This window comes from Streptomyces sp. NPDC043952 (assembly GCF_056435325.1).
In genome coordinates this window covers 157,145-176,305 of the sequence record NZ_JBWKES010000007.1, presented here as the reverse complement: position 1 = coordinate 176,305, position 19,161 = coordinate 157,145, and the positions used below count along the sequence as shown (strand labels likewise).

The following is a 19,161-nucleotide window of genomic DNA, read 5'->3' as shown; positions in this document are numbered from 1 at the left end:
GCATGTCAGGCTCCCTTCTTCGCGCGGCGCTCGGTCGGCTGGGTCACCCGGTCCAGCATCAGGCCCAGGCAGACGATGGCGGCGCCGGCCACCAGACCGGTCGCCAGGTCGCCCTGGGCGAGGCCGAAGGCGACGTTGTAGCCGAGGGCACCCCCGCCGACCAGACCGCCGATGATGACGACCGCGAGGACCAGGACCACGCCCTGGTTGACGGCCAGCAGCAACGAGCGGCGGGCGAGCGGCAGTTGGACCTGCCACAGTTGCTGCCCTCCGGTCGCGCCGAGCGAGCGCGCCGACTCCAGCGCCGCCGGGTCCACCTGGCGCAGGCCCTGCGTGGTGATGCGGACGACGGCGGGCAGCGCGTAGACGACGGCCGCGGCGACCGCGGGGGCGCGGCCGACGCCGAACAGGGCGACGACCGGGATCAGGTACACGAACTGCGGCATCGTCTGGAAGACGTCAAGGACCGGGCGCAGGGCGCGCTCGACCCGGTCGCTGCGGGCGGCGGCGATGCCGGTGGCGAAGCCGAGCACCAGGGTGACGGCGACGGCGGCCAGCACCTGGGAGAGGGTGTCGAGGGAGGGCTCCCACACGCCGAGCACGCCGATCGCGGCCATGGCGAGCACGGCGGTCAGCGCGGTGCGCCAGGTGCCGATCAGCCAGGCGAGGGCGGCGACGATCAGCAGCACCGACCACCAGGGCAGCCACTGGAGTCCGTCGCGGACCGGGTCCAGCACCCAGGTGGTGAAGTGGCCCGCCCAGTCGGCGGTGCCGCCGATGACCGGGACGCCGGTGTAGAGGTGGCTGGTCATCCAGTCGACGGCGCGGTTGACCGGGGCGGCGATCTGCACGCTCCAGCCGTCCGGCCAGTCGAGGGCGCCGAGCAGGCGGGCGGCGAGGGCGGCGAGGGCGGTGACGGCGAGGGCGTACGGCCAGCCGATCGTCCGGGCCCCCTTCGTGCCGGCGCCGGCCGCGCCGGTCACCCGGTCCAGGACCACGGCGAGCAGCACGATCGGGATGCCGGCGGCGAGGGCCTGGCCGACGTCGACGGTGGACAGGGCCTGGTAGACGCGGTCACCGAGGCCGCCGGCGCCGATGACGGAGGCGATGACGGCCATGGAGAGCGCCATCATGATCGTCTGGTTGAGGCCCAGCAGGAGTTCCTTGCGGGCCAGCGGGATGCGGGCGGTCAGCAGCCGCTGGCGGCGGGTGGCACCGAGCGACTCCACGGCCTCCAGGACCTCGGGGTCGGCGCCGCGCAGGCCCAGCGCGGTGAGGCGGGCCATCGGCGGGGCGGCGTAGACGACGGTGGCGAGGACGGCCGCGGGGACGCCGATGCCGAAGACCAGGACGACGGGGAGGAGGTAGGCGAAGGCCGGGAGGACCTGCATCGTGTCCAGGACCGGGCGCAGGGCGCGGTCGAGGCGCGCGGAGAGGCCGCCGGCCAGGCCGAGGGCGATGCCGACGAGCACCGAGGCGAGCACGGCGGCGACCATCAGCGCGAGGGTCTGCATCGTCGGTTCCCACATGCCGAGGGCGCCGCAGGCGAGGAACGCGACGGCGGTGCCGGCGGCGAGGCGGGGGCCCGCGACGCGCCAGGCGACGAGGGCGCCCAGCGCGGTGACGCCCGGCCAGCCGAGGGCGAGGAGGGCGACGTAGACCGCGCGCACCGAGATGACGACGGCGTTGCTGATGTAGCCGAAGAAGTAGAGGAACAGGGGGTGGGTGTCGCGGTTGTCGATGATCCAGTCGCTGGCGCTGGTCAGCGGCTTGGTGAGGCTGACCGTGAGGTGCTGGGGCCAGGCGTGGCCGTGCAGCACCGGCAGCAGGACGGCGGTGATCAGGGCGAGCAGCAGCAGCTTGCCGACGGCTCTGTTGCGCAGCACGGCGGGGGTCCTGGTGCGCAGGGCGGGGACGGTGAGGGCGGCCATCAGACGGCCTCCGGGGTGATCCGGGGGCCGGGCCGGGTCGCTTGCCCGCGCTTGCGGAGCGCCCCGGCCACCCGCGCCGCCCCCGCGGCACGACCGCCCGCGGCCGGGGCGGTGGGTACGCCGGCCACCACGCCGAGCAGGTGTTCGTGGTCGACCACGCCCAGGCACTTGCCGTCCGACATCACCCGCGCCGGTTCGCCGGCGCGGGCCACCGCCTCGATGGCTTCGGCGACCGTGGCGTCCGGGCGCACGGCGGGACCGGCGCCGGTCTCGGCGGAGGAGGCGGGGCGCATGGCCGTACGGGCGGTCAGCACCTGCTCGCGCGGCACGTCCCGGACGAACTCGCGGACGTAGTCGTCCGCCGGGGAGCCGACGATCTCCTCGGGGGTGCCGAGCTGGACGACCTGGCCGTCGCGCATCAGGGCGATGCGGTCGCCGAGCTTGAGGGCCTCGCTGAGGTCGTGGGTGATGAAGACCATCGTGCGGCCCTCCTCCTCGTGGAGGCGGGCGACCTCGTCCTGCATGTCCCGGCGGATGAGCGGGTCCAGGGCGCTGAACGGCTCGTCGAACAGCAGCACTTCGGGGTCGACGGCGAGCGCGCGGGCGAGGCCGACGCGCTGGCGCTGGCCGCCGGAGAGCTGGCCGGGGCGGCGGTGCTCCATGCCTTCGAGGCCGACCTTGGCGACGATCCGGGCGGCGCGCTCGCGGCGCTCGGCCTTGCCGACGCCCTGGATCTCCAGGCCGTAGGCGACGTTGTCGAGCACGCTGCGGTGCGGGAGCAGACCGAAGTGCTGGAAGACCATCGCGGCGCGGTGGCGGCGCAGTTCGCGCAGCCGGGACTTGTCCATGGCGCGTACGTCCTCGCCGTCGATGGCGATGGTGCCCGCGGTCGGCTCGATCAGCCGGGTCAGGCAGCGCACGAGGGTGGACTTGCCGGAGCCGGACAGGCCCATCACCACGAAGACCTCGCCCTTGCGGACGTCGAAGGAGACGTCGCGGACGGCGGCGGTGCAGCCGGTGCGGGCGCGCAGCTCGGCCGCGTCGAGGGTGCCCAGCTCGGGGTCGGCGGGGACGCGCTCCGGCTTGGGGCCGAAGACCTTCCACAGGCCGGAGACCGCGAAGACGGGGGCGTCGTCGGTGGTGGGGGGCTTGCGGGTCGGGACGGTGGTGGTACTCATCGGCGATCGCCTCCGATCAGATCGACGGCCTTCTCCCCGACCATCAGCACCCCGATCATCGGGTTGACGGCGGGAAGGGTCGGGAACACGGACGCGTCCGCGATGCGAATGCCGTCGAGACCGCGGATGCGCAACTCCGGGTCGACCACGGCGAGTTCGTCGTCGGCAGCGCCCATCCGGCAGGTGCCGGCGGGGTGGTAGACGGTGTGGTGGGCCTTGCGCAGCAGTTCGCTGAGCTGTTCGTCGTCGGTGACCTCGGGGCCGGGGAAGACCTCGCGCTTCAGCCAGCCGGCGAACGGCTCGGTCCGCGCGATCTCGCGGGCTATCTTCACTCCGTCGACGAGGGTCTGCGCGTCGTAGCCGTCCTCGTCGGTGAAGTACCGGAAGTCGAGGGCGGGCTTGACCTCGGGGTCGGCGCTGGTGAGGTAAAGGCGGCCACGGGCGCGGGACTTGGGGATGTTCGGGGTCATCGACACGCCGTGCTCGGGGCGTTCGTAGCCGAGGCGCTCGGGGTTGTCGGTGAAGGGGATCTGGTAGAAGTGGAACATCAGGTCGGGGATGTCCAGCGACGGGTCCCGGCGCACGAACAGCGCGGCGTCGGAGTCCATCGCCGAGTTCTCGGGCAGCGGCCGTTCGGTCTCCCAGACGATCACCGACTCGGGGTGGTCCTGGAGGTTCTCGCCGACGCCCGGCAGGTCGTGCACGACCGGGATGCCCAGCTCCTCCAGGTCACGCTTCGGGCCGATGCCGGACAGCAGCAGCAGCCGCGGCGAGTCGACGGCGCCGGCGCAGACGACGACCTCCCGGCGGGCGCTGATCAGTTCGTCCGCGCCGTCCTTGGTGCGCACGCGGACACCGGTGGCGCGCTTGCCGTCCAGCTCCAGCTTGTACGCCCAGGTCTCCAGCAGCAGCGTGAGGTTGGGGCGGTCGCCGGCCTCGATGTGCGGGTGGAGGTAGGCGACGGAGGCGGAGGAGCGCTTGTTGTCCTCCGGGTGGTAGGCGAGGTCGAGGAAGCCGACCCCCTCGTAGAACGGCTTGTCGTTGAAGCCGATCACCTCGGGGACGCCGATCGCGGTCTTCGTCGCGTCGATCCAGTCCTTGGCGATGGGGTTCTGGTCCTGGTCGGCGACGCGCACGATGTTGTTGCGCAGCCGGGCGTAGTACGCCTCCATCGGCACCGCGCCCCAGCCCTTGGCGCCGGCCTGCTCCCACTCGTCCCAGTCGGTGGGCAGCGGCTTGAAGGAGATCAGGGTGTTGTGCGAGGAGCAGCCGCCGAGGACCCTGGCGCGGCTGTGCAGGATGTGCGAATTGCCGTGCGGCTGCTCGACGGTGGTGTACTCGTAGTCCAGGTCGCCGCCGAGCAGGCCCAGCCAGCGGCGCAGGGTGAGGACGTCCTCGCGGTCGATGTCGCTCGGGCCGCCCTCGATGACGGCGACGGTGACATCGGGGTCCTCGGTGAGGCGGGAGGCGATGACCGAGCCCGCGGTGCCGCCGCCGATGACGACGTAGTCGTAGACGTGGGGGGTGTGGGACATGGGGGTGCTACTCCAGGTGGGGAAGGGGTGGGGTCGGCTCAGCCGGCGAACCAGCGCACCGGCTTCGGCGCGAGGTTCTGGTAGACGTGCTTGGTCTCCCGGTACTCGGCGAGTCCGGCGGGGCCCAGCTCGCGGCCGGTGCCGCTCTTGCCGAAGCCGCCCCACTCCGCCTGCGGCAGGTAGGGGTGGAAGTCGTTGATCCAGACGGTGCCGTGGCGCAGCCGGGCCGCGACGCGCCGGGCCCGGCCGGGGTCGGCGGTCCACACGGCGCCGGCAAGGCCGTACTCGGTGTCGTTGGCGAGGCGGACGGCCTCGTCCTCGGTGGTGAAGGTCTCGACGGTGAGGACGGGTCCGAAGACCTCCTCGCGGACGACCTTCATCTCGCGGTGGCAGCCGTCGAGGACGGTCGGCTCGTAGAAGTAGCCGGACTCGGGCCGCTCGGGGGCGGGTTCGGGCCGCTTGCCGCCGCAGCGCAGGATCGCGCCCTCGGCGAGCGCGGAGGCGACGTACGCCTCGGTCTTGGCGCGCTGCCGCTCGGAAACGAGCGGGCCGACCTCGACGCCGTCCTCGGTGCCCCGGCCGATCCTGATCTGCTGGGCGCGGCGGGCGAGTTCGGCGACGAAGCGCTCGCGCACCGACTCCTCGACGATGAGCCGGCCGCCGGCCGAGCAGACCTGGCCGCTGTGGATGAAGGCGGCGTTCAGGGCCTGGTCGACGGCGGTGTCGAAGCCCTCCTCGGTGGCGCAGGCGTCGGCGAAGACCACGTTGGGGTTCTTGCCGCCGAGTTCGAGGGCGACCTTCTTCACGCTCGGGGCGGCGGCCTGGGCGACCTTGGTGCCGCTGGCCAGTCCGCCGGTGAAGGAGACGAGGTCGACGTCGGGGTGCTCGGCGAACCGGGCGCCGACGGTGTGGCCGGGGCCGGTGACGATGTTGGCGACGCCCGCGGGCAGTCCGGCCTCCACCAGCAGTCCGATCAGCGCGACGGTGGTCATCGGGGTGATCTCGCTGGGCTTGATCACGAAGGTGTTGCCGGCCGCGAGCGCCGGGGCGATCTTCCAACTGGCCTGGAGCAGCGGGTAGTTCCAGGGAGTGATCAGCGCGCAGACGCCGACCGGCTCGTGCACGACGACGCTGTGGATGTCGGGCGAGCCCGCGTCCACCACGCGGCCGGGGGCCTCGGCGGCCACCAGGTCGGCGAAGTAGCGGAAGGCGTCGGCGACGCAGTCGATGTCGATCCGGCCCTCTTCCACGGTCTTGCCCGCGTCCTGCGCCTCAAGCCGGCCGAGCGCTTCGCGATCGCGCACGAGCAGGTCGGCGACGCGGCGCAGCAGCGCGGCGCGCTCGGCGACGGGGGTGCCCGGCCAGGGGCCGTGGTCGAACGCCTGCCGGGCCGCGGCCACGGCGCGCTCGGCGTCCTTCTCGTCACCCTCCGCGACCACGGCGAACGGCCGGGCGTCCGCGGGGTCGAGGATCTCGCGGGTCGCCCCGGAGATCGCCGTCAGCCACTCTCCTCCCGCGTGGATGGTCGCCTGGGTCGGTCGTGCCGTACTGTCCGCCATGATCGGTGTTGCCTTCCGTTACTGTTCGACGCCCCCGTGTCACGCGAAGGGCGGGCTCAGGGACCGTGGCCCCCTGCCCGAGAGCCCCGTTTGCATGCGGAATCGGCGGCCGAAAGTGCGCGGCGTCACTAAAAAGGCGGTGCAAAACGGACAGAAATGGCTATCCGGGGCGCTGCGTTCGGTCCATGGGACCGCCACAGCGCGTGGCGGCGGGCCCGGCGCCCTCCCCGATCAGCTCGCGGACGCACTCGCGCAGCCAGGCGTGGGCCGGATCGGCGTCGTGGCGGGGGTGCCAGGCGAGGCCGACCGGGAGGGCCGGGAGCCGGAGCGGGATCTCGAAGACGGTCAGGCCGAGGGGCTCGGCGAGCGGGCGGGTCCAGGGGCTGATCAGGCCGATGAGATCGGTCTCGCGGAGCACGAACAGCGACGCCGGGTAGGTGCCGACGCTGGCCACCACCCGCCGGCTCAGCCCCAGCTCGGCCAGCGCCTCGTCGACCGGCCCGCGCAGCCGGCCGCGCCGGGAGACGATGAGGTGACCGGCCGCGGTGGCGAACCGCTCGGGGGTCAACTCCCCCTCCAGCAAGGGGTGTCCGGAGCGTACGACGCCGAGCATGCGGTCCTCGTAGACCGTCTCCCGGTGCACCTCGGGTGCGGTGGTGTCGATCATGCCGATCTCCAGGTCGGCGGTGCCCTGGCGCAGGAAGGGGGCGTCGATGTGGCTCTCGGACAGGAAGCGCAGCCGGATGCCGGGGGCCTCGCGCGCGGCGCGGGCGAGCAGGGCGGCGCCGTGGGTGGCGACGATGGCGTCGTGGCCGAGGATCGTGAAGGTACGGCTCACCGTGCGCAGGTCGGTGTCCCGGCCGGGTGCGAACAGGGCGCGGGCCCGCTCCACCACGGCGCTCACCTCGGCGCGTACGGCCAGCGCGTGTGGGGTCGGCACCAGCTGCCGGCCGGCCCGCACCAGGACGGGGTCGCCGAGCGCCTTGCGGATGCGGCCGAGGGTGCGGCTCATGGCCGGCTCGGACAGGTGCAGCCGGCGCGCGGCGCCCCGCACGCTCTGCTCGTCGAGCAGCACGTCCAGCGCGACCAGCAGATTCAGGTCGAGGCCCGTGGATTGCGCCATACGCATTCATTCCTTGCATAAGTTGCACTGGAGTGCCGGTCAAGGGTGAGCCTACGGTGAGCGGGCAACCCTTTCACCCGTTCGAGCTCCTTGGGAGGAGCCGTGCCCTCGCACGCCCTGAAACGCCCCGCCCTGCTGGCCCTGTGCGCCTGTGTCCTGGTCGCGCAGAGCATGGTGGCGGCGATCAACCTGCTGATACCGCAGCTGAGTTCGTCCGCGCTGCGGCCCTCGGGCGCCGAGGTCCTGTGGACGGTCGACGCCTATGTCATCGTCTTCGCCGGTCTGCTGATCCCCGCCGGGGCGCTCGGCGACCGGTACGGGCGCAAGGGCGCGCTGCTCGCCGGGCTCGCGCTGTTCGCGGCGGGCGCCGCGACCAGTGCGCTGGCGGGGGCGCCGCTGGTGCTGATCGCGGGCCGGGGGCTGTCCGGCGCGGGCGCCGCGCTGATCACCCCGGCCACTCTGTCCCTGCTGATGCAGCTCGCGGCACCCGCGCGGCGGCTCGGCGCGATGGCCGCGTGGACCCTGTCGATCGGCCTCGGCGGGGCGGCGGGCAATCTCGGCGGCGGGCTCGCGGGTCAATTCCTCGGCTGGCGGGCGCTGTTCTGGGCCATGGTGCCGCTCGCGGCGCTGCTGATCGCGGTGGTGGCGCACGTCGTTCCCCGCACGGAACGCCCGGCTTCCGGCCACCCCGACCCGCTCGGCGCGGTCCTGCTGATCGCTGGGCTGGTGGCCGTGCTGTTCGGGATCATCGAGGGGCCGTCGTACGGCTGGCTGTCGGCGCGGATCACCGGCGCGTTCGGCGCGGGGGCGGTGCTGGTGGCGGCGTTCACGGTGCACGCGCTGCGGGCGCGGGGCCCGCTGTTCGATCCGCGGGTGTTCGCCTCGCCCCGGCTGCGGGCGGCGTCCCTCGGCACGGCGACGGGGTTCTTCGGCCTCTTCTCCCTCTTCTTCGTCAACTCGCAGTACTTGCAGGACGTCAAGGGGTACGGTCCCGCCGTCACCGGGGTGGCGATCATGCCGCTGGTGATCGGGATGGCCGGCGCGCAGAAGCTGGCCGCGCGCTGGTCCGACCGGCCGCGCGCCCTCGTCGGTACGGGGCTCGCGCTCATCGGCGCCGGTCTGCTCGGCGCGTCCACGGCGACCGCGGCCACGCCGTACGCCCTCTTCGTCTGCTGGCTCCTGGTCATCTCCACCGGCGCGGGCCTGTCCATGCCGCCGCTGACGATGGGCGTCGTCACCTCCCTCCCCGCCCACCAGGCGGGCCTGGGCTCGGGCCTGGGCACCACGGCCCGCGAGACCGGCGCGGCCCTGGGCGTCGCGGTGACCGGCACGGTGCTGTCCGGCCACACCGACCTGACCCAGGGAATGGGCCCGGCACTGCGGGTGGTGGGAGCGGTGGTGCTGGTGGCCACGGCGGTGGTGGTGAAGGGGTATGGCGAGCGCGGCACGGTGACCCCGGCTCAGAAGAAGGTACCGACGGGCGCGGCCCGTTGACGGAGCGGGGAGGGACGCCGCCACGCCGGGTGGGTGCCGCTACGGCACAGACACGCGGGCCCCGCTCCGGAGGGGAACCGGAGCGGGGCCCGCGTGCGGGGCTACCGTCAGATGAGGCCGAGTGCGCGGACCGCCTCGCGCTCCTCGGACAGCTCCTTGACCGACGCGTCGATGCGGGCGCGGGAGAACTCGTTGATCTCCAGGCCCTGCACGATCTCGTACGTGCCGTCCTTCGTGGTGACGGGGAAGGAGGAGATCAGGCCCTCCGGCACCCCGTACGAACCGTCGGACGGGATGCCCATGGACGTCCAGTCACCCTCGGCCGTGCCGTTCACCCACGTGTACACGTGGTCGATCGCGGCGTTCGCGGCGGACGCAGCCGACGACGCGCCACGGGCATCGATGATCGCCGCACCGCGCTTGGCGACGGTCGGGATGAAGTCCTCGGCCAGCCACTTCTCGTCGCTGACGACCTCGGCCGCGTTCTTGCCGCCGACGGTGGCGTGGAAGATGTCCGGGTACTGCGTGGCGGAGTGGTTGCCCCAGATCGTCAGCCGCTTGATGTCGGCGACGGTGGAGCCCGTCTTCTTCGCCAGCTGCGTCAGCGCGCGGTTGTGGTCCAGCCGGGTCATCGCGGTGAACCGCTCGGCCGGTACGTCCGGCGCCGCCGCCTGCGCGATCAGCGCGTTCGTGTTGGCCGGGTTGCCGACGACCAGGACCTTGATGTCGTCCGCGGCGTGGTCGTTGATGGCCTTGCCCTGCGGCTTGAAGATGCCGCCGTTGGCCTCCAGCAGGTCACCGCGCTCCATGCCCTTGGTGCGCGGGCGGGCGCCCACCAGCAGGGCCACGTTGGCGCCGTCGAAGGCGACGTTCGGGTCGTCGGTGATGTCGATGCCCTGGAGCAGCGGGAAGGCGCAGTCGTCCAGCTCCATGGCCGTGCCCTCGGCGGCCTTGAGCGCCGGGGTGATCTCCAGGAGGCGCAGGCGGACCGGCACGTCCGCGCCGAGCAGCTGGCCGGAGGCGATGCGGAAGAGCAGGGCGTAACCGATCTGGCCGGCCGCGCCGGTGACGGTGACGTTCACGGGAGTGCGGGTCATGGCGTTCTCCGTATGACAGCTGGCGGTGGGGCGTCCCTGCCCCGGTGGATGATCGATCTCTTGGCATCAAGAGAGATCCACCGGTCAGGCTATCGCGCATCCGGCATGCGAGACGTGCGGGGCCCTGTGGCTCAGCCCACAGCAGATCGCGCGGGACGGAGAAAGGCGGCCGTCCGTCCGGAGAGGGTGGACGGATCGGCCGCCGGTGGGGGTACCGGCGGACCGGTCTCCCGTGGGGGGTATCAGCTCGCGTGCCCGGAATCCGGCCGGGCATGCCTGCCGATCCGGAATTCATCCGTTCGGCTTCACCGCGTGCACCCCGTGCGGCCCGACGCGAGCGTGGCGCACGCCGTCGCACGGGCCGGATCCGTTACGGCGATCATCGGGGTGTAGGCGATGGTGTCGCCCGCCTCGGTGGCCTCCCCGGTCTCCCGGACCCTGCCCCGCGCCCCGGTGACCTGGACCTTGTCGCCGGGCACCGCACCGGTGATCCGGCCCCACGCCGTGCCGCAGACCTTGCTGTAGCGCACTTCCAGGGTGGTGGTGCCGAGGGAAACGGTCTGGGCGGTGGCCACCTGGTCGCCGCTGCACCCCATCGACTCGGCGTCCTTGCCCACGCAGTCCGCCCCTGAGCATCGGATTCCCGGCGGAAGGCTCGCCCTGGGACCGGCGCTCCGGGCGGCCCGCTCGGACGCGGCCTCGTGCCTGCCGCCACCGGGACCCCCGGTGAGGAAGAAGACGCCGAGGATGAGCACCAGCACGGTGACGAACCCGCCGAGGAACATCAGCACCGGCTGCCGGTACCCGGACGCGCCGTCGGGTCCGGAGGGCCGTGCCGCGTCGAGACCCTGAGTGGCCTGCGGGCCAGGAGAGTCACGGGGGATCTGAGGAATCTGAGGGCCTACAGGGGGCCGAGAGGCGACAGAGGTCTGGGAGCCAACGGAGGTCTGGGGGCCGGCGGAAGTCTGAGGGCCGGCGGAGGTCTGAGGGCCCTGGCCGCTCCGGATCTCCTGGGCGCGCTGGATGCCCTGAATACCTGGGCCCTGGATGTCCTGGGTGCCCTGGGTGCCCTGCGCGCCCCGCAGGCTCCGGGGGGACTGCGGTTCCGGCGCGCCGGGGACCCGTGCCGGCTCCGGCCACGCCCCCGGCCGTCCGCTCGCCCGTGACGGCCCCCGGTACCCGGCCAGCCCCCACGAGCCGCCACCGGACGCGCCCTTCGCCGCACTCCCGGCGTTGCCGCGCTCCGCCGCCTCCACCGCCTCCGCGGCTTTCGGCTGGGCGGGGATCTTCGGGACGGTGAGCGTGCCGCCCTCGGTCCCGTTCGCGGACCGGCGCCCGGCCAGCGCGTGCTCGTGCCCCAACTCCGCCCGGCTCCACGCCCGTTCGGCCAGCTCCCACATCGTGATGATCGGCACCGGGCTGGTGCCCGCCGCCTCGGCGAGCGCGACCGCCGCGCCCTTGGGGGCGAGGAGCCGGCCGGCGAGGTAGTCCTCCCAGGACGCCCTGCCGTAGCCCGTGCGGTCGGCCAGGGCCGCGGTGCCGAGCCCGCCGAGGTCCACGAGCCACCGCAGTTGGCTGACGAACTCCTTGATCTCCGGGTCGAGTTCGTTCGGCAAGGTCTTCCAACGAGGCATCGTCTCCCCCCTCATCCCCACTTTCGTACCGGACGGTCACCGTTCGGCGGAACGGTCACTTCCGTGCCACAGCGCGAAGACAGCCGTTGATCAGGCCGTTCACCAGGAGCCAGGGTGTGTCCGGCGGCGGTTCGCCCCGCAACGGGGGTGGGGGCGAACCGCCGTACCACCGGCCCTATTTGGTCATCGTGAAGTGCAGTGTGTTGCTCAGGAACGGGATCTCCAGCAGGGGATGCGGCTGGGCCATCAGGGCCAGCAGGACGATCGCCAGGCCGAGGATGCCGTAGGTGCTGATGTCGGTGAAGCGGGAGCGGACCGCGAGCATGCCGACGCCGGGCAGCATCCAGCGCAGCACCGCGCCGGCCAGCAGCGCGGCGCCGATCAGCACGGTGCCCACGCGGAACGCGTCGAACGCGGTCAGCAGCAGGCCGAGCGCGACCGTGCCCAGCACCACCAGCAGGGGCCACTGCCTAGCGGGCGCGGGGGCGTCGCCGGACGCGGCCCGGCCGCCGCCCTCGGGCCGCGCGGTGTCCCTGGTGAACAGCGGGAAGCGGCGGGTGACCCGCCGCGGGCGCCCCTCGGCGTCGGGGGCGCTGATCGCGTCGCGGACGGTCTCCTCGCCGTCCCGCGTGTCCTCAGCCGGCACTGCGCTCCGCCGCCTCGACCACGTTGACCAGCAGCTGGGCCCGCGTCATCGGGCCGACACCGCCGGGGTTGGGGGAGATGAAACCGGCCACGCCTGCCACGTCCGGGTGGACATCGCCGACGATCCGGCCCTCGGCGTTGCGCGAGACGCCCACGTCGAGGACGGCCGCGCCCGGCTTGATGTCCTCGGCGCGGATCAGGTGCGGGGAGCCGGCCGCCGCGATCACGATGTCGGCCCGCTTGAGGTGGGCGGACAGATCGCGGGTGCCGGTGTGGCACTGGGTGACGGTGGCGTTCTCGCTGCGGCGGGTGAGCAGCAGCGGCATCGGGCGCCCGATGGTGACGCCCCGGCCGACGACCACGACCTCGGCGCCCTTGATCTCCACGCCGTAGCGGCGCAGCAGGGTGAGGATGCCGTTGGGGGTGCAGGGCAGCGGAGCCGGCTCGTTGAGGACCAGGCGGCCCAGGTTCATCGGGTGCAGGCCGTCCGCGTCCTTGGCCGGGTCCATCAGCTCCAGGATGCGGTTCTCGTCGATGCCCTTGGGCAGCGGCAGCTGGACGATGTAGCCGGTGCAGGCCGGGTCCTCGTTCAGCTCGCGGACGACCGCCTCGATCTCCTCCTGGGTGGCCGTGGCCGGCAACTCCCGCTGGATGGAGGCGAGGCCCACCTCGGCGCAGTCGCGGTGCTTGCCCGCGACGTACTTGCGGCTGCCGGGGTCCTCCCCGACCAGGATCGTGCCGAGGCCGGGCGTGACGCCCTTCTCCTTCAGCGCCGCCACGCGGGCGGTCAGATCGGACTTGATCGCGGCTGCGGTGGCCTTGCCATCGAGAATCTGGGCGGTCATACCCCCATCCTCCAGGATGACCGCCCCGAGGTTCCAATCCGGGGCCGCACCGGGGCCGCACCGGGGTTCCCGCCAGGGTCCGCGGGCGGGTCCGGGTGATCACCGATGTTGCACTTGCACAACGTCGGGGATTCCGGCTGGACAAGTCACTATCCGGTCAAGAACGATGAACAGCACAGTGCAGCGGGCAGCTCATCGGGGGGACGGACCGCATCTGTAGAAACTCTCCTCCGTGCAGTGCCGCGCCTCGTCCCCGCACTCGCTCGACACGACGGAGGAAACACCAGCCATGAGCTACGGCGACCCGAACAACCCCTACGGCACCCCGCAGGGGCAGCCGCAGCAGCCCGGCTACGGCTACCCGGCCGCGCCGCCGGTCCAGCAGTCGTACGCCGCCGCCCCGATGACCACCATGCCCGGCAAGGTCAACGCGGCCCGCGTGATGCTGTGGGTGATCGTCGGCCTCCAGGTCATCGGCGTGGCCCTCTTCGCCTTCTTCGCCGTGGCCGTCAACAAGGCCAAGCACGACAACTCGATACCGGGGCTGTCCGACTACCCGGTGGGCGCGCTGTGGGCGTTCACGGTGCTCGCGCTCGCCTGGCTGGTGTGGGCGGCCGTCCTGGCCGCGAAGTTCGGCTCCGGCGGCAACAACCTGCGGGTCACCACGCTGGTCTTCGGCATCCTGACCGCGGTGCTCGGCGTCTACCCGTTCCTCGTTATCGTGGGCATCTTCCACATCGTGCTCGGCATCCTGATCGCCTGCTTCGTCGGCAGCGCCGACGGCAAGGCCTGGTTCGGCCGGCCGCGCTACTGAGTCCGCGGGCGCCCGGACACCGCGGGCGCCGCGGAGCGATTCGCGCCATTCATCATCCGGGGCCGTGTCTCACCCTTCCGGGGGGAGACACGGCCCCGGTGCGTCGCCCTACTCTGAGAGAAGCCGTCGGGTCTGGGAGAAGCCGTCGGGCACGGGGAGACGCACCTTGTACAGCATCATCGTCGTACCTCCGCCGACCACGGAGGACCGGCAGCGACGCGGCCAGATCCGCCTCGCCCCCGGCGAGCGCCTCCGCTTCGGGCGGGCGCCCGGCAACGATCTGCCGATCCCGCACGAAGGCGTCTCGCGCCGTGCCGGGGAACTCGCCGCCCAGGGCGCGTTCTGGACGCTGAGCAACCTGTCCGCGCACCAGACGTACGTCGTGGAGAACCCGGAGGGCGCGGGCGAGCACATCAAGGTGGGGCCGGGCCGGCTGGAGGCGCCGGTGCCCTTCGAGTTCTCCCGGATCGTGCTGCCCGCGGGCGGCGACCTGCTCGCCGTCGAGGTGTGGGCGCCGCGCCACGACTATCTGCGCGACGGCTGCGGGGCGGACGGCGACACCACCGCCCCGGCCTTCTCCGTGGACCGCACCAAGCGCTACTTCGCGGTGCTGGCCGCCCTGTGCGAGCCCCGGCTGCGCGGTGATCCGCACGCCCCGCTGCCCACCGTCGACCAGGTCGTGGCCCGGCTCGCCCCCGCCTGGCCGGCCGCCTCGCGCGCCTCGGTGCAGTGGAACATCGACTACCTCGCGGTGAAGCTGCGGCTCAAACCCGGCCCGGACACGGTGGATCCGGGCCCGCGTCTGAACGGCAAGAAGGAGTCCCTGGTCTCGCTGGCGCTCCGCTTCGACCTGGTGCGCGAGGACGACCTGGTGGTGCTCTCCGGCACCGGATCCGGAACCGCCACCGGGTCCGCGCGGTGACCGAGCCGTACGCCGTGCCGGTCCCCAGGGGCTACCGGGTCGGCACCTGGGAGGTCCGCGAACCGCTCGCGACGGGCGCCTTCGGCAGCGTGTACGCGGCCCGCCGGCTCGGCGGGCCGGACGAACGGCTCCCCGGCACCGCCGCCCTGAAGTTCCTGCCCACCGGCACCGGCACCCCCCGCCACCTCGCCCATCTGCGCGAACTCGTGGAAAGGGAGGTGGAGTTGTTACGCCGGCTGCGGCGACCGCGCCTGATCCGGATGTACGAGACCCTCGTCGTCGACGACCCCGGACGCCCCGCCCTCGACGGCGCCACCGTCCTCGTCCTGGAACGCGCGGAGGGCTCCCTGTCCGCGCTGCTCGCCGCCACGCCCCGGCCGCCCGCCGGGCCCGCACTGCTGGCCCAGATCGCCGAAGGACTCGCCCAGTTGCACCGGGCGGGCTGGGTGCACGGAGACCTCAAACCGGCCAACGTGCTGCTGATGGCGGACGGTTCGGCGCGGCTCGCCGACTTCAACATGGCCGCCGAACTGGAGGGCACCCACGGCTACACGCCCGCCTTCTCCACCCCCGACTACACCCCGCCCGAGCTGCTGTGGGCGGAGATCGGCGAACGCGGCCGGCCGATCCGCCCGTCGGCCGACATCTGGGCCTTCGGCGTCCTCGCGCACCTCCTGCTCACCGGCTCCTTCCCGCTGCCCGGCGGCACCCCGTCGGCCCGCCGGGACGCCGCCGTCGCCTATGCGCGCGGCACCGAGGAACTGCGCCTCGCGACCGAACTCCCGGACGCCTGGCGGGAGATCGTGCGGAACTGCCTGGCCCGTACGCACGCGGGGCGGATCGGCACCGAGGTGCTGCTGCGCCGGGTCACGGCCGCCGCGGGCACCGGAAGCGCACCCCGGCTGCCCCGCCTCTCGCGCGCGGGCCGCCGTCGCCGTACGGCCGCCCTGACCCTCGCGGCCACCGTCCTCGCCGCCCTCCTCGGGTACGGCCTCGACCAGCGGCACGCCGGTGACGACAAGGCCCTGGGCCGCTACGGCGCCGCCGAACTCCGCACCGACCGGGGCGTTCCGGTGCGCTACCGGCGGCTGATCGTGGACGCCGCCCAGGGCTGCCCCCGCCCGGACGTCAGCCCCGCGCTGATCGCGGCCATGCTGAAGGCCGAGAGCGGCTTCGACGCGGACCTCGCCGATCCGGGCACCCAGGAGTACGGCATCGCCCGCTGGACCCCGTCCGTGCTGCGCTGGTGGATGCGGGACGACGGCATCCCCGCCGCCGCGACCCCCACGCCCCCGCTGACCCCGGCCGTGTCCATCCCGGCCATGGGGCGCTATCTCTGCTACATCGACGCCCATCTGAAGGCGGAGCTGCCCGGTGACCGGCGGGTGCTGGACGCGGCCGGGTACCGGACGTCGTACAAGACGGTCAACGCCACGGGCGGTATCCCGGCGCGTTACCGCGCCTACTGCGCCGAGGTCGCCCGCTACCTCGCGCAGTACACACCCTGAGACCGCGGTACACACCCTGAGACCTCCGAGGTACCGGCCCGGCGGCCCGGCTGGGACGGTGGAACCACTCCGCCACGGCGGAGCGACCACCCCCCTCGTTCACACGAGGGAACAGTGAATCGTTCACATGGGGGAACAGTGAAGATCGCCAAGCCCGCCGCGCTGCTCGTCGCGGCCACCGCCCTGCTCGCCGGCTCCACGGCCGCGGCCACCGCCTCCGCCGCCCCGGACGGCACCCGCGTCACCGCCGTCGAGCGCACCGCCGACCAGCTGCTGCCGGGCCACCCGGCCGCGCTGGAGGTGACGAAGGACCGGGTCCGCTACGACGGCCTCACCCTCACGAAGGCCCCCGCGGGCAGGCTCGCCGCCAAGGACCTGGCCTGCGCGTACGGCCACCTCTGCATGGTCGTCAGGGGCACCACGTTCGACTTCTACAAGTGCCAGACGTGGACGGTGAGCAACTGGACCGGTGACGGCCCGTTCACCAACAACCAGACGCCCGGCACGGTCGCCCGGTTCTTCAACCAGGACGGCAGCGTCCGCTGGACCTCGACCGCCTACCAGGCCGGCACCGCCACCTGGGACCCGGTCTACTCCCTGCGTCCCTGCTGACCGGAGAGAGACGCGGCGGCCTCCGGCCCCCTCGGGGGAGGGCCGGAGGCCGCCGTACGCCCGCTTGACGTGCTCAGTGGAAGAAGTGCCGCGTGCCCGTGAAGTACATGGTCACGCCCGCCTTCCGGGCCGCCTCGACGGCCAGTTCGTCGCGGACGGAGCCGCCGGGCTGGACGATCGCGCGGACACCGGCGTCGATCAGGATCTGCGGGCCGTCGGGGAAGGGGAAGAAGGCGTCGGAGGCCGCGTAGGAACCGCGGGCCCGCTCCTCGCCGGCCCGCTCGACCGCGAGCTTGCAGGAGTCGACGCGGTTGACCTGGCCCATGCCGACGCCGACCGAGGCGCCGTCCTTGGCGAGCAGGATCGCGTTGGACTTGACCGCGCGGCACGCCTTCCAGGCGAAGGCGAGGTCCTTCAGCTCCTCGGCGGACAGCGCCTCGCCGCTGGCCAGCGTCCAGTTGGCGGGGTCGTCGCCCTCGGCCTGGAGCCGGTCGGTGACCTGGAGCAGCAGACCGCCGTCCACCGGCTTGGCCTCGACCTGGTTGCCCGGCGCGCCCGCCGCCTTCAGCACCCGGATGTTCTTCTTCTTGGTGAGGGCTTCGAGCGCCCCCTCCTCGTAGTCCGGGGCGACGATGACCTCGGTGAAGATCTCCGCGACCTGCTCGGCCATCTCCCTGCTGACCGGCCGGTTCACGGCGATGACGCCGCCGAACGCGGACAGCGGGTCGCAGGCGTGCGCCTTGCGGTGCGCCTCGGCGACGTCCGCGCCGACCGCGATGCCGCAGGGGTTGGCGTGCTTGATGATCGCGACGCAGGGCTCGTCGTGGTCGTACGCGGCACGGCGCGCGGCGTCCGTGTCCGTGTAGTTGTTGTACGACATCTCCTTGCCGTGCAGCTGCTCCGCCTCGGCCAGACCGCCCGTGCCGTCCACGTACAGCGCCGCGCCCTGGTGCGGGTTCTCGCCGTAGCGCAGGGTGTTCTTGCGCTCCCAGGTGGCACCGGCGAAGTCCGGGAAGGACGAGTCGTCCGCGGGGGCGTAGTCGGCGGCGAACCAGGAGGCGACGGCCACGTCGTAGGCGGCGGTGTGCTTGAACGCCTCGGCGGCCAGCCGCTTGCGGGCAGCCAGGTCGAACCCGCCGTCCCGGACGGCCGCGAGGACGTCGGCGTACCGGTCGGGGCTGGTCACGACGGCGACCGAGGGGTGGTTCTTGGCGGCGGCGCGGACCATCGAGGGGCCGCCGATGTCGATCTGCTCCACGCACTCGTCGGCCGAGGCGCCGGAGGCGACGGTCTCGCGGAACGGGTAGAGGTTCACCACGACCAGGTCGAACGGGGCCACACCCAGCTCGGCGAGCTGCGCGCGGTGGCTCTCCAGGCGCAGGTCGGCGAGGATGCCGGCGTGCACCTTCGGGTGCAGGGTCTTGACCCGGCCGTCCAGGCACTCGGGGAAGCCGGTCAGCTCCTCGACCTTGGTGACCGGGACGCCGGCGGCGGCGATGCGGGAGGCCGTGGAACCGGTCGACACCAGCTCGACACCGGCCTCGTGCAGCCCGCGCGCCAGCTCTTCCAGGCCGGTCTTGTCGTAGACGCTGACGAGCGCCCTGCGAAGGGGCCGCTTGTTGCTCTCGGCGGTCACTGGATAACTACCTTTCGTCCCTCGATGCGATAGCCGTGCCGGGCGAGCCGGCCCACGACCTCGACGAGCAGCCTTCGCTCGACTTCCTTGATGCGCTCGTGCAGCGCGCTCTCGTCGTCCTCGTCCCGGACCTCCACCACGCCCTGCGCGATGATCGGACCGGTGTCGACGCCGTCGTCGACGAAGTGGACGGTGCAGCCGGTGACCCGGACGCCGTACGCGAGCGCGTCGCGGACGCCGTGGGCGCCGGGAAAACTGGGCAGCAGGGCCGGGTGGGTGTTGACGAACCGCCCGCCGAAGCGCGCGAGGAACTCCTTGCCCACGACCTTCATGAACCCGGCGGAGACCACGAGATCGGGCTCGTACGCCGCGACCACCGCGGCCAGGGCGGCGTCCCACTCCGCGCGGCTCGCGTGGTCCTTCACCTTGCACACGAACGTCGGCAGCCCGGCCCGCTCGGCGCGGGCGAGCCCCTCGATGCCGTCGCGGTCGGCCCCGACGGCGACGATCCGCGCGCCGTACGCCTCGGCTCCGGTGCGCTCGATCTCGTCCAGGAGCGCCTGGAGGTTGGTGCCGGATCCGGAGACCAGCACGACGAGGCGCTTGGCCACGGGGTTGGCGGCCACGG

General features: G+C 73.0%; 16 protein-coding genes. 5 read left to right on the top strand and 11 right to left on the bottom strand.

What is annotated here, in order from left to right; all coding sequences use genetic code 11:
- Nucleotides 1-5: 5 nt before the first annotated feature.
- The 5 genes from AC069R_RS10965 to AC069R_RS10945 all read right to left on the bottom strand — a co-directional run bounded on the left by AC069R_RS10965 (nt 6) and on the right by AC069R_RS10945 (nt 7,332).
- Nucleotides 6-1,931 (bottom strand): ABC transporter permease, encoded by a 1,926-nt coding sequence (locus AC069R_RS10965; protein ID WP_478766331.1) that lies wholly within the window; start codon nt 1,929-1,931, stop codon nt 6-8.
- A complete protein-coding gene (locus AC069R_RS10960) occupies nt 1,931-3,109 on the bottom strand; it encodes a quaternary amine ABC transporter ATP-binding protein (RefSeq protein WP_478766329.1) in 1,179 nt (392 codons plus the stop codon). Before AC069R_RS10960 ends, AC069R_RS10965 begins: the two co-directional genes overlap by 1 nt.
- Nucleotides 3,106-4,644, bottom strand: a complete 1,539-nt coding sequence (locus tag AC069R_RS10955) for a GMC family oxidoreductase (RefSeq protein WP_478766327.1) — start codon at nt 4,642-4,644, stop codon at nt 3,106-3,108. Before AC069R_RS10955 ends, AC069R_RS10960 begins: the two co-directional genes overlap by 4 nt.
- A 38-nt stretch (nt 4,645-4,682) precedes the next feature.
- Complete coding sequence (locus AC069R_RS10950; protein WP_478766325.1) at nt 4,683-6,203, bottom strand: aldehyde dehydrogenase family protein; 1,521 nt, start codon at nt 6,201-6,203, stop codon at nt 4,683-4,685.
- A gap of 160 nt (nt 6,204-6,363) precedes the next feature.
- A complete protein-coding gene (locus AC069R_RS10945; RefSeq protein ID WP_478766324.1) occupies nt 6,364-7,332 on the bottom strand; it encodes a LysR family transcriptional regulator in 969 nt (322 codons plus the stop codon).
- A 96-nt stretch (nt 7,333-7,428) separates the two neighbouring features.
- Here AC069R_RS10945 and AC069R_RS10940 point away from each other — a divergent pair, with 96 nt between their 5' ends.
- A complete protein-coding gene (locus tag AC069R_RS10940) occupies nt 7,429-8,820 on the top strand; it encodes an MFS transporter (protein WP_478766322.1) in 1,392 nt (463 codons plus the stop codon).
- Nucleotides 8,821-8,927: 107 nt separating this feature from the next.
- Here AC069R_RS10940 and AC069R_RS10935 read toward each other — a convergent pair whose 3' ends face one another.
- The 4 genes from AC069R_RS10935 to AC069R_RS10920 form a co-directional block, all read right to left on the bottom strand.
- A complete protein-coding gene (locus AC069R_RS10935) occupies nt 8,928-9,917 on the bottom strand; it encodes a malate dehydrogenase (RefSeq protein WP_478766320.1) in 990 nt (329 codons plus the stop codon).
- 305 nt (nt 9,918-10,222) lie between these two features.
- Nucleotides 10,223-11,551: a DUF2690 domain-containing protein gene (locus AC069R_RS10930; RefSeq protein ID WP_478766318.1), complete on the bottom strand. Its 1,329-nt coding sequence runs from the start codon at nt 11,549-11,551 to the stop codon at nt 10,223-10,225.
- Between the two features lie 175 nt (nt 11,552-11,726).
- Entirely contained in the window at nt 11,727-12,197 is a 471-nt protein-coding gene (locus AC069R_RS10925) for a DUF3017 domain-containing protein (RefSeq protein ID WP_478766317.1), read from the bottom strand.
- Nucleotides 12,187-13,041 (bottom strand): bifunctional methylenetetrahydrofolate dehydrogenase/methenyltetrahydrofolate cyclohydrolase, encoded by an 855-nt coding sequence (locus tag AC069R_RS10920; protein ID WP_397984414.1) that lies wholly within the window; start codon nt 13,039-13,041, stop codon nt 12,187-12,189. The genes AC069R_RS10925 and AC069R_RS10920 overlap by 11 nt, the downstream gene beginning before the upstream one ends.
- 289 nt (nt 13,042-13,330) lie before the next feature.
- Between AC069R_RS10920 and AC069R_RS10915 the strand changes: the two genes are divergently transcribed.
- The 4 genes from AC069R_RS10915 (at nt 13,331) to AC069R_RS10900 (ending at nt 16,897) form a co-directional block, all read left to right on the top strand.
- Entirely contained in the window at nt 13,331-13,855 is a 525-nt protein-coding gene (locus AC069R_RS10915; RefSeq protein WP_397984415.1) for a hypothetical protein, read from the top strand.
- Nucleotides 13,856-14,021: 166 nt separating this feature from the next.
- Complete coding sequence (locus AC069R_RS10910) at nt 14,022-14,777, top strand: FHA domain-containing protein (RefSeq protein ID WP_478766315.1); 756 nt, start codon at nt 14,022-14,024, stop codon at nt 14,775-14,777.
- Nucleotides 14,774-16,285, top strand: a complete 1,512-nt coding sequence (locus AC069R_RS10905; protein ID WP_478766313.1) for a protein kinase domain-containing protein — start codon at nt 14,774-14,776, stop codon at nt 16,283-16,285. The genes AC069R_RS10910 and AC069R_RS10905 overlap by 4 nt, the downstream gene beginning before the upstream one ends.
- 138 nt (nt 16,286-16,423) lie before the next feature.
- Nucleotides 16,424-16,897 carry a hypothetical protein gene (locus AC069R_RS10900; protein WP_478766312.1) on the top strand — a complete coding sequence of 158 codons (474 nt, stop codon included), beginning with the start codon at nt 16,424-16,426 and terminating at the stop codon, nt 16,895-16,897.
- Nucleotides 16,898-16,970: 73 nt separating this feature from the next.
- Here the strand turns inward: AC069R_RS10900 and purH are convergent, their stop codons facing one another.
- Both purH and purN read right to left on the bottom strand, forming a co-directional pair.
- Nucleotides 16,971-18,533 carry a bifunctional phosphoribosylaminoimidazolecarboxamide formyltransferase/IMP cyclohydrolase gene (purH, locus tag AC069R_RS10895; RefSeq protein WP_478766310.1) on the bottom strand — a complete coding sequence of 521 codons (1,563 nt, stop codon included), beginning with the start codon at nt 18,531-18,533 and terminating at the stop codon, nt 16,971-16,973.
- Nucleotides 18,530-19,159 carry a phosphoribosylglycinamide formyltransferase gene (purN, locus tag AC069R_RS10890; protein WP_478766545.1) on the bottom strand — a complete coding sequence of 210 codons (630 nt, stop codon included), beginning with the start codon at nt 19,157-19,159 and terminating at the stop codon, nt 18,530-18,532. Before purN ends, purH begins: the two co-directional genes overlap by 4 nt.
- Nucleotides 19,160-19,161: the final 2 nt, after the last annotated feature.

What these genes read in the sequence shown, in the direction of transcription:
- AC069R_RS10965 (WP_478766331.1), bottom strand. Translation starts at nt 1,931, where the DNA reads ATGGCCGCCCTCACCGTCCCCGCCCTGCGCACCAGGACCCCCGCCGTG.
- AC069R_RS10960 (WP_478766329.1), bottom strand. Translation starts at nt 3,109, where the DNA reads ATGAGTACCACCACCGTCCCGACCCGCAAGCCCCCCACCACCGACGAC.
- AC069R_RS10955 (WP_478766327.1), bottom strand. Translation starts at nt 4,644, where the DNA reads ATGTCCCACACCCCCCACGTCTACGACTACGTCGTCATCGGCGGCGGC.
- AC069R_RS10950 (WP_478766325.1), bottom strand. Translation starts at nt 6,203, where the DNA reads ATGGCGGACAGTACGGCACGACCGACCCAGGCGACCATCCACGCGGGA.
- AC069R_RS10945 (WP_478766324.1), bottom strand. Translation starts at nt 7,332, where the DNA reads ATGCGTATGGCGCAATCCACGGGCCTCGACCTGAATCTGCTGGTCGCG.
- AC069R_RS10935 (WP_478766320.1), bottom strand. Translation starts at nt 9,917, where the DNA reads ATGACCCGCACTCCCGTGAACGTCACCGTCACCGGCGCGGCCGGCCAG.
- AC069R_RS10930 (WP_478766318.1), bottom strand. Translation starts at nt 11,551, where the DNA reads ATGCCTCGTTGGAAGACCTTGCCGAACGAACTCGACCCGGAGATCAAG.
- AC069R_RS10920 (WP_397984414.1), bottom strand. Translation starts at nt 13,041, where the DNA reads ATGACCGCCCAGATTCTCGATGGCAAGGCCACCGCAGCCGCGATCAAG.
- AC069R_RS10915 (WP_397984415.1), top strand. Translation starts at nt 13,331, where the DNA reads ATGAGCTACGGCGACCCGAACAACCCCTACGGCACCCCGCAGGGGCAG.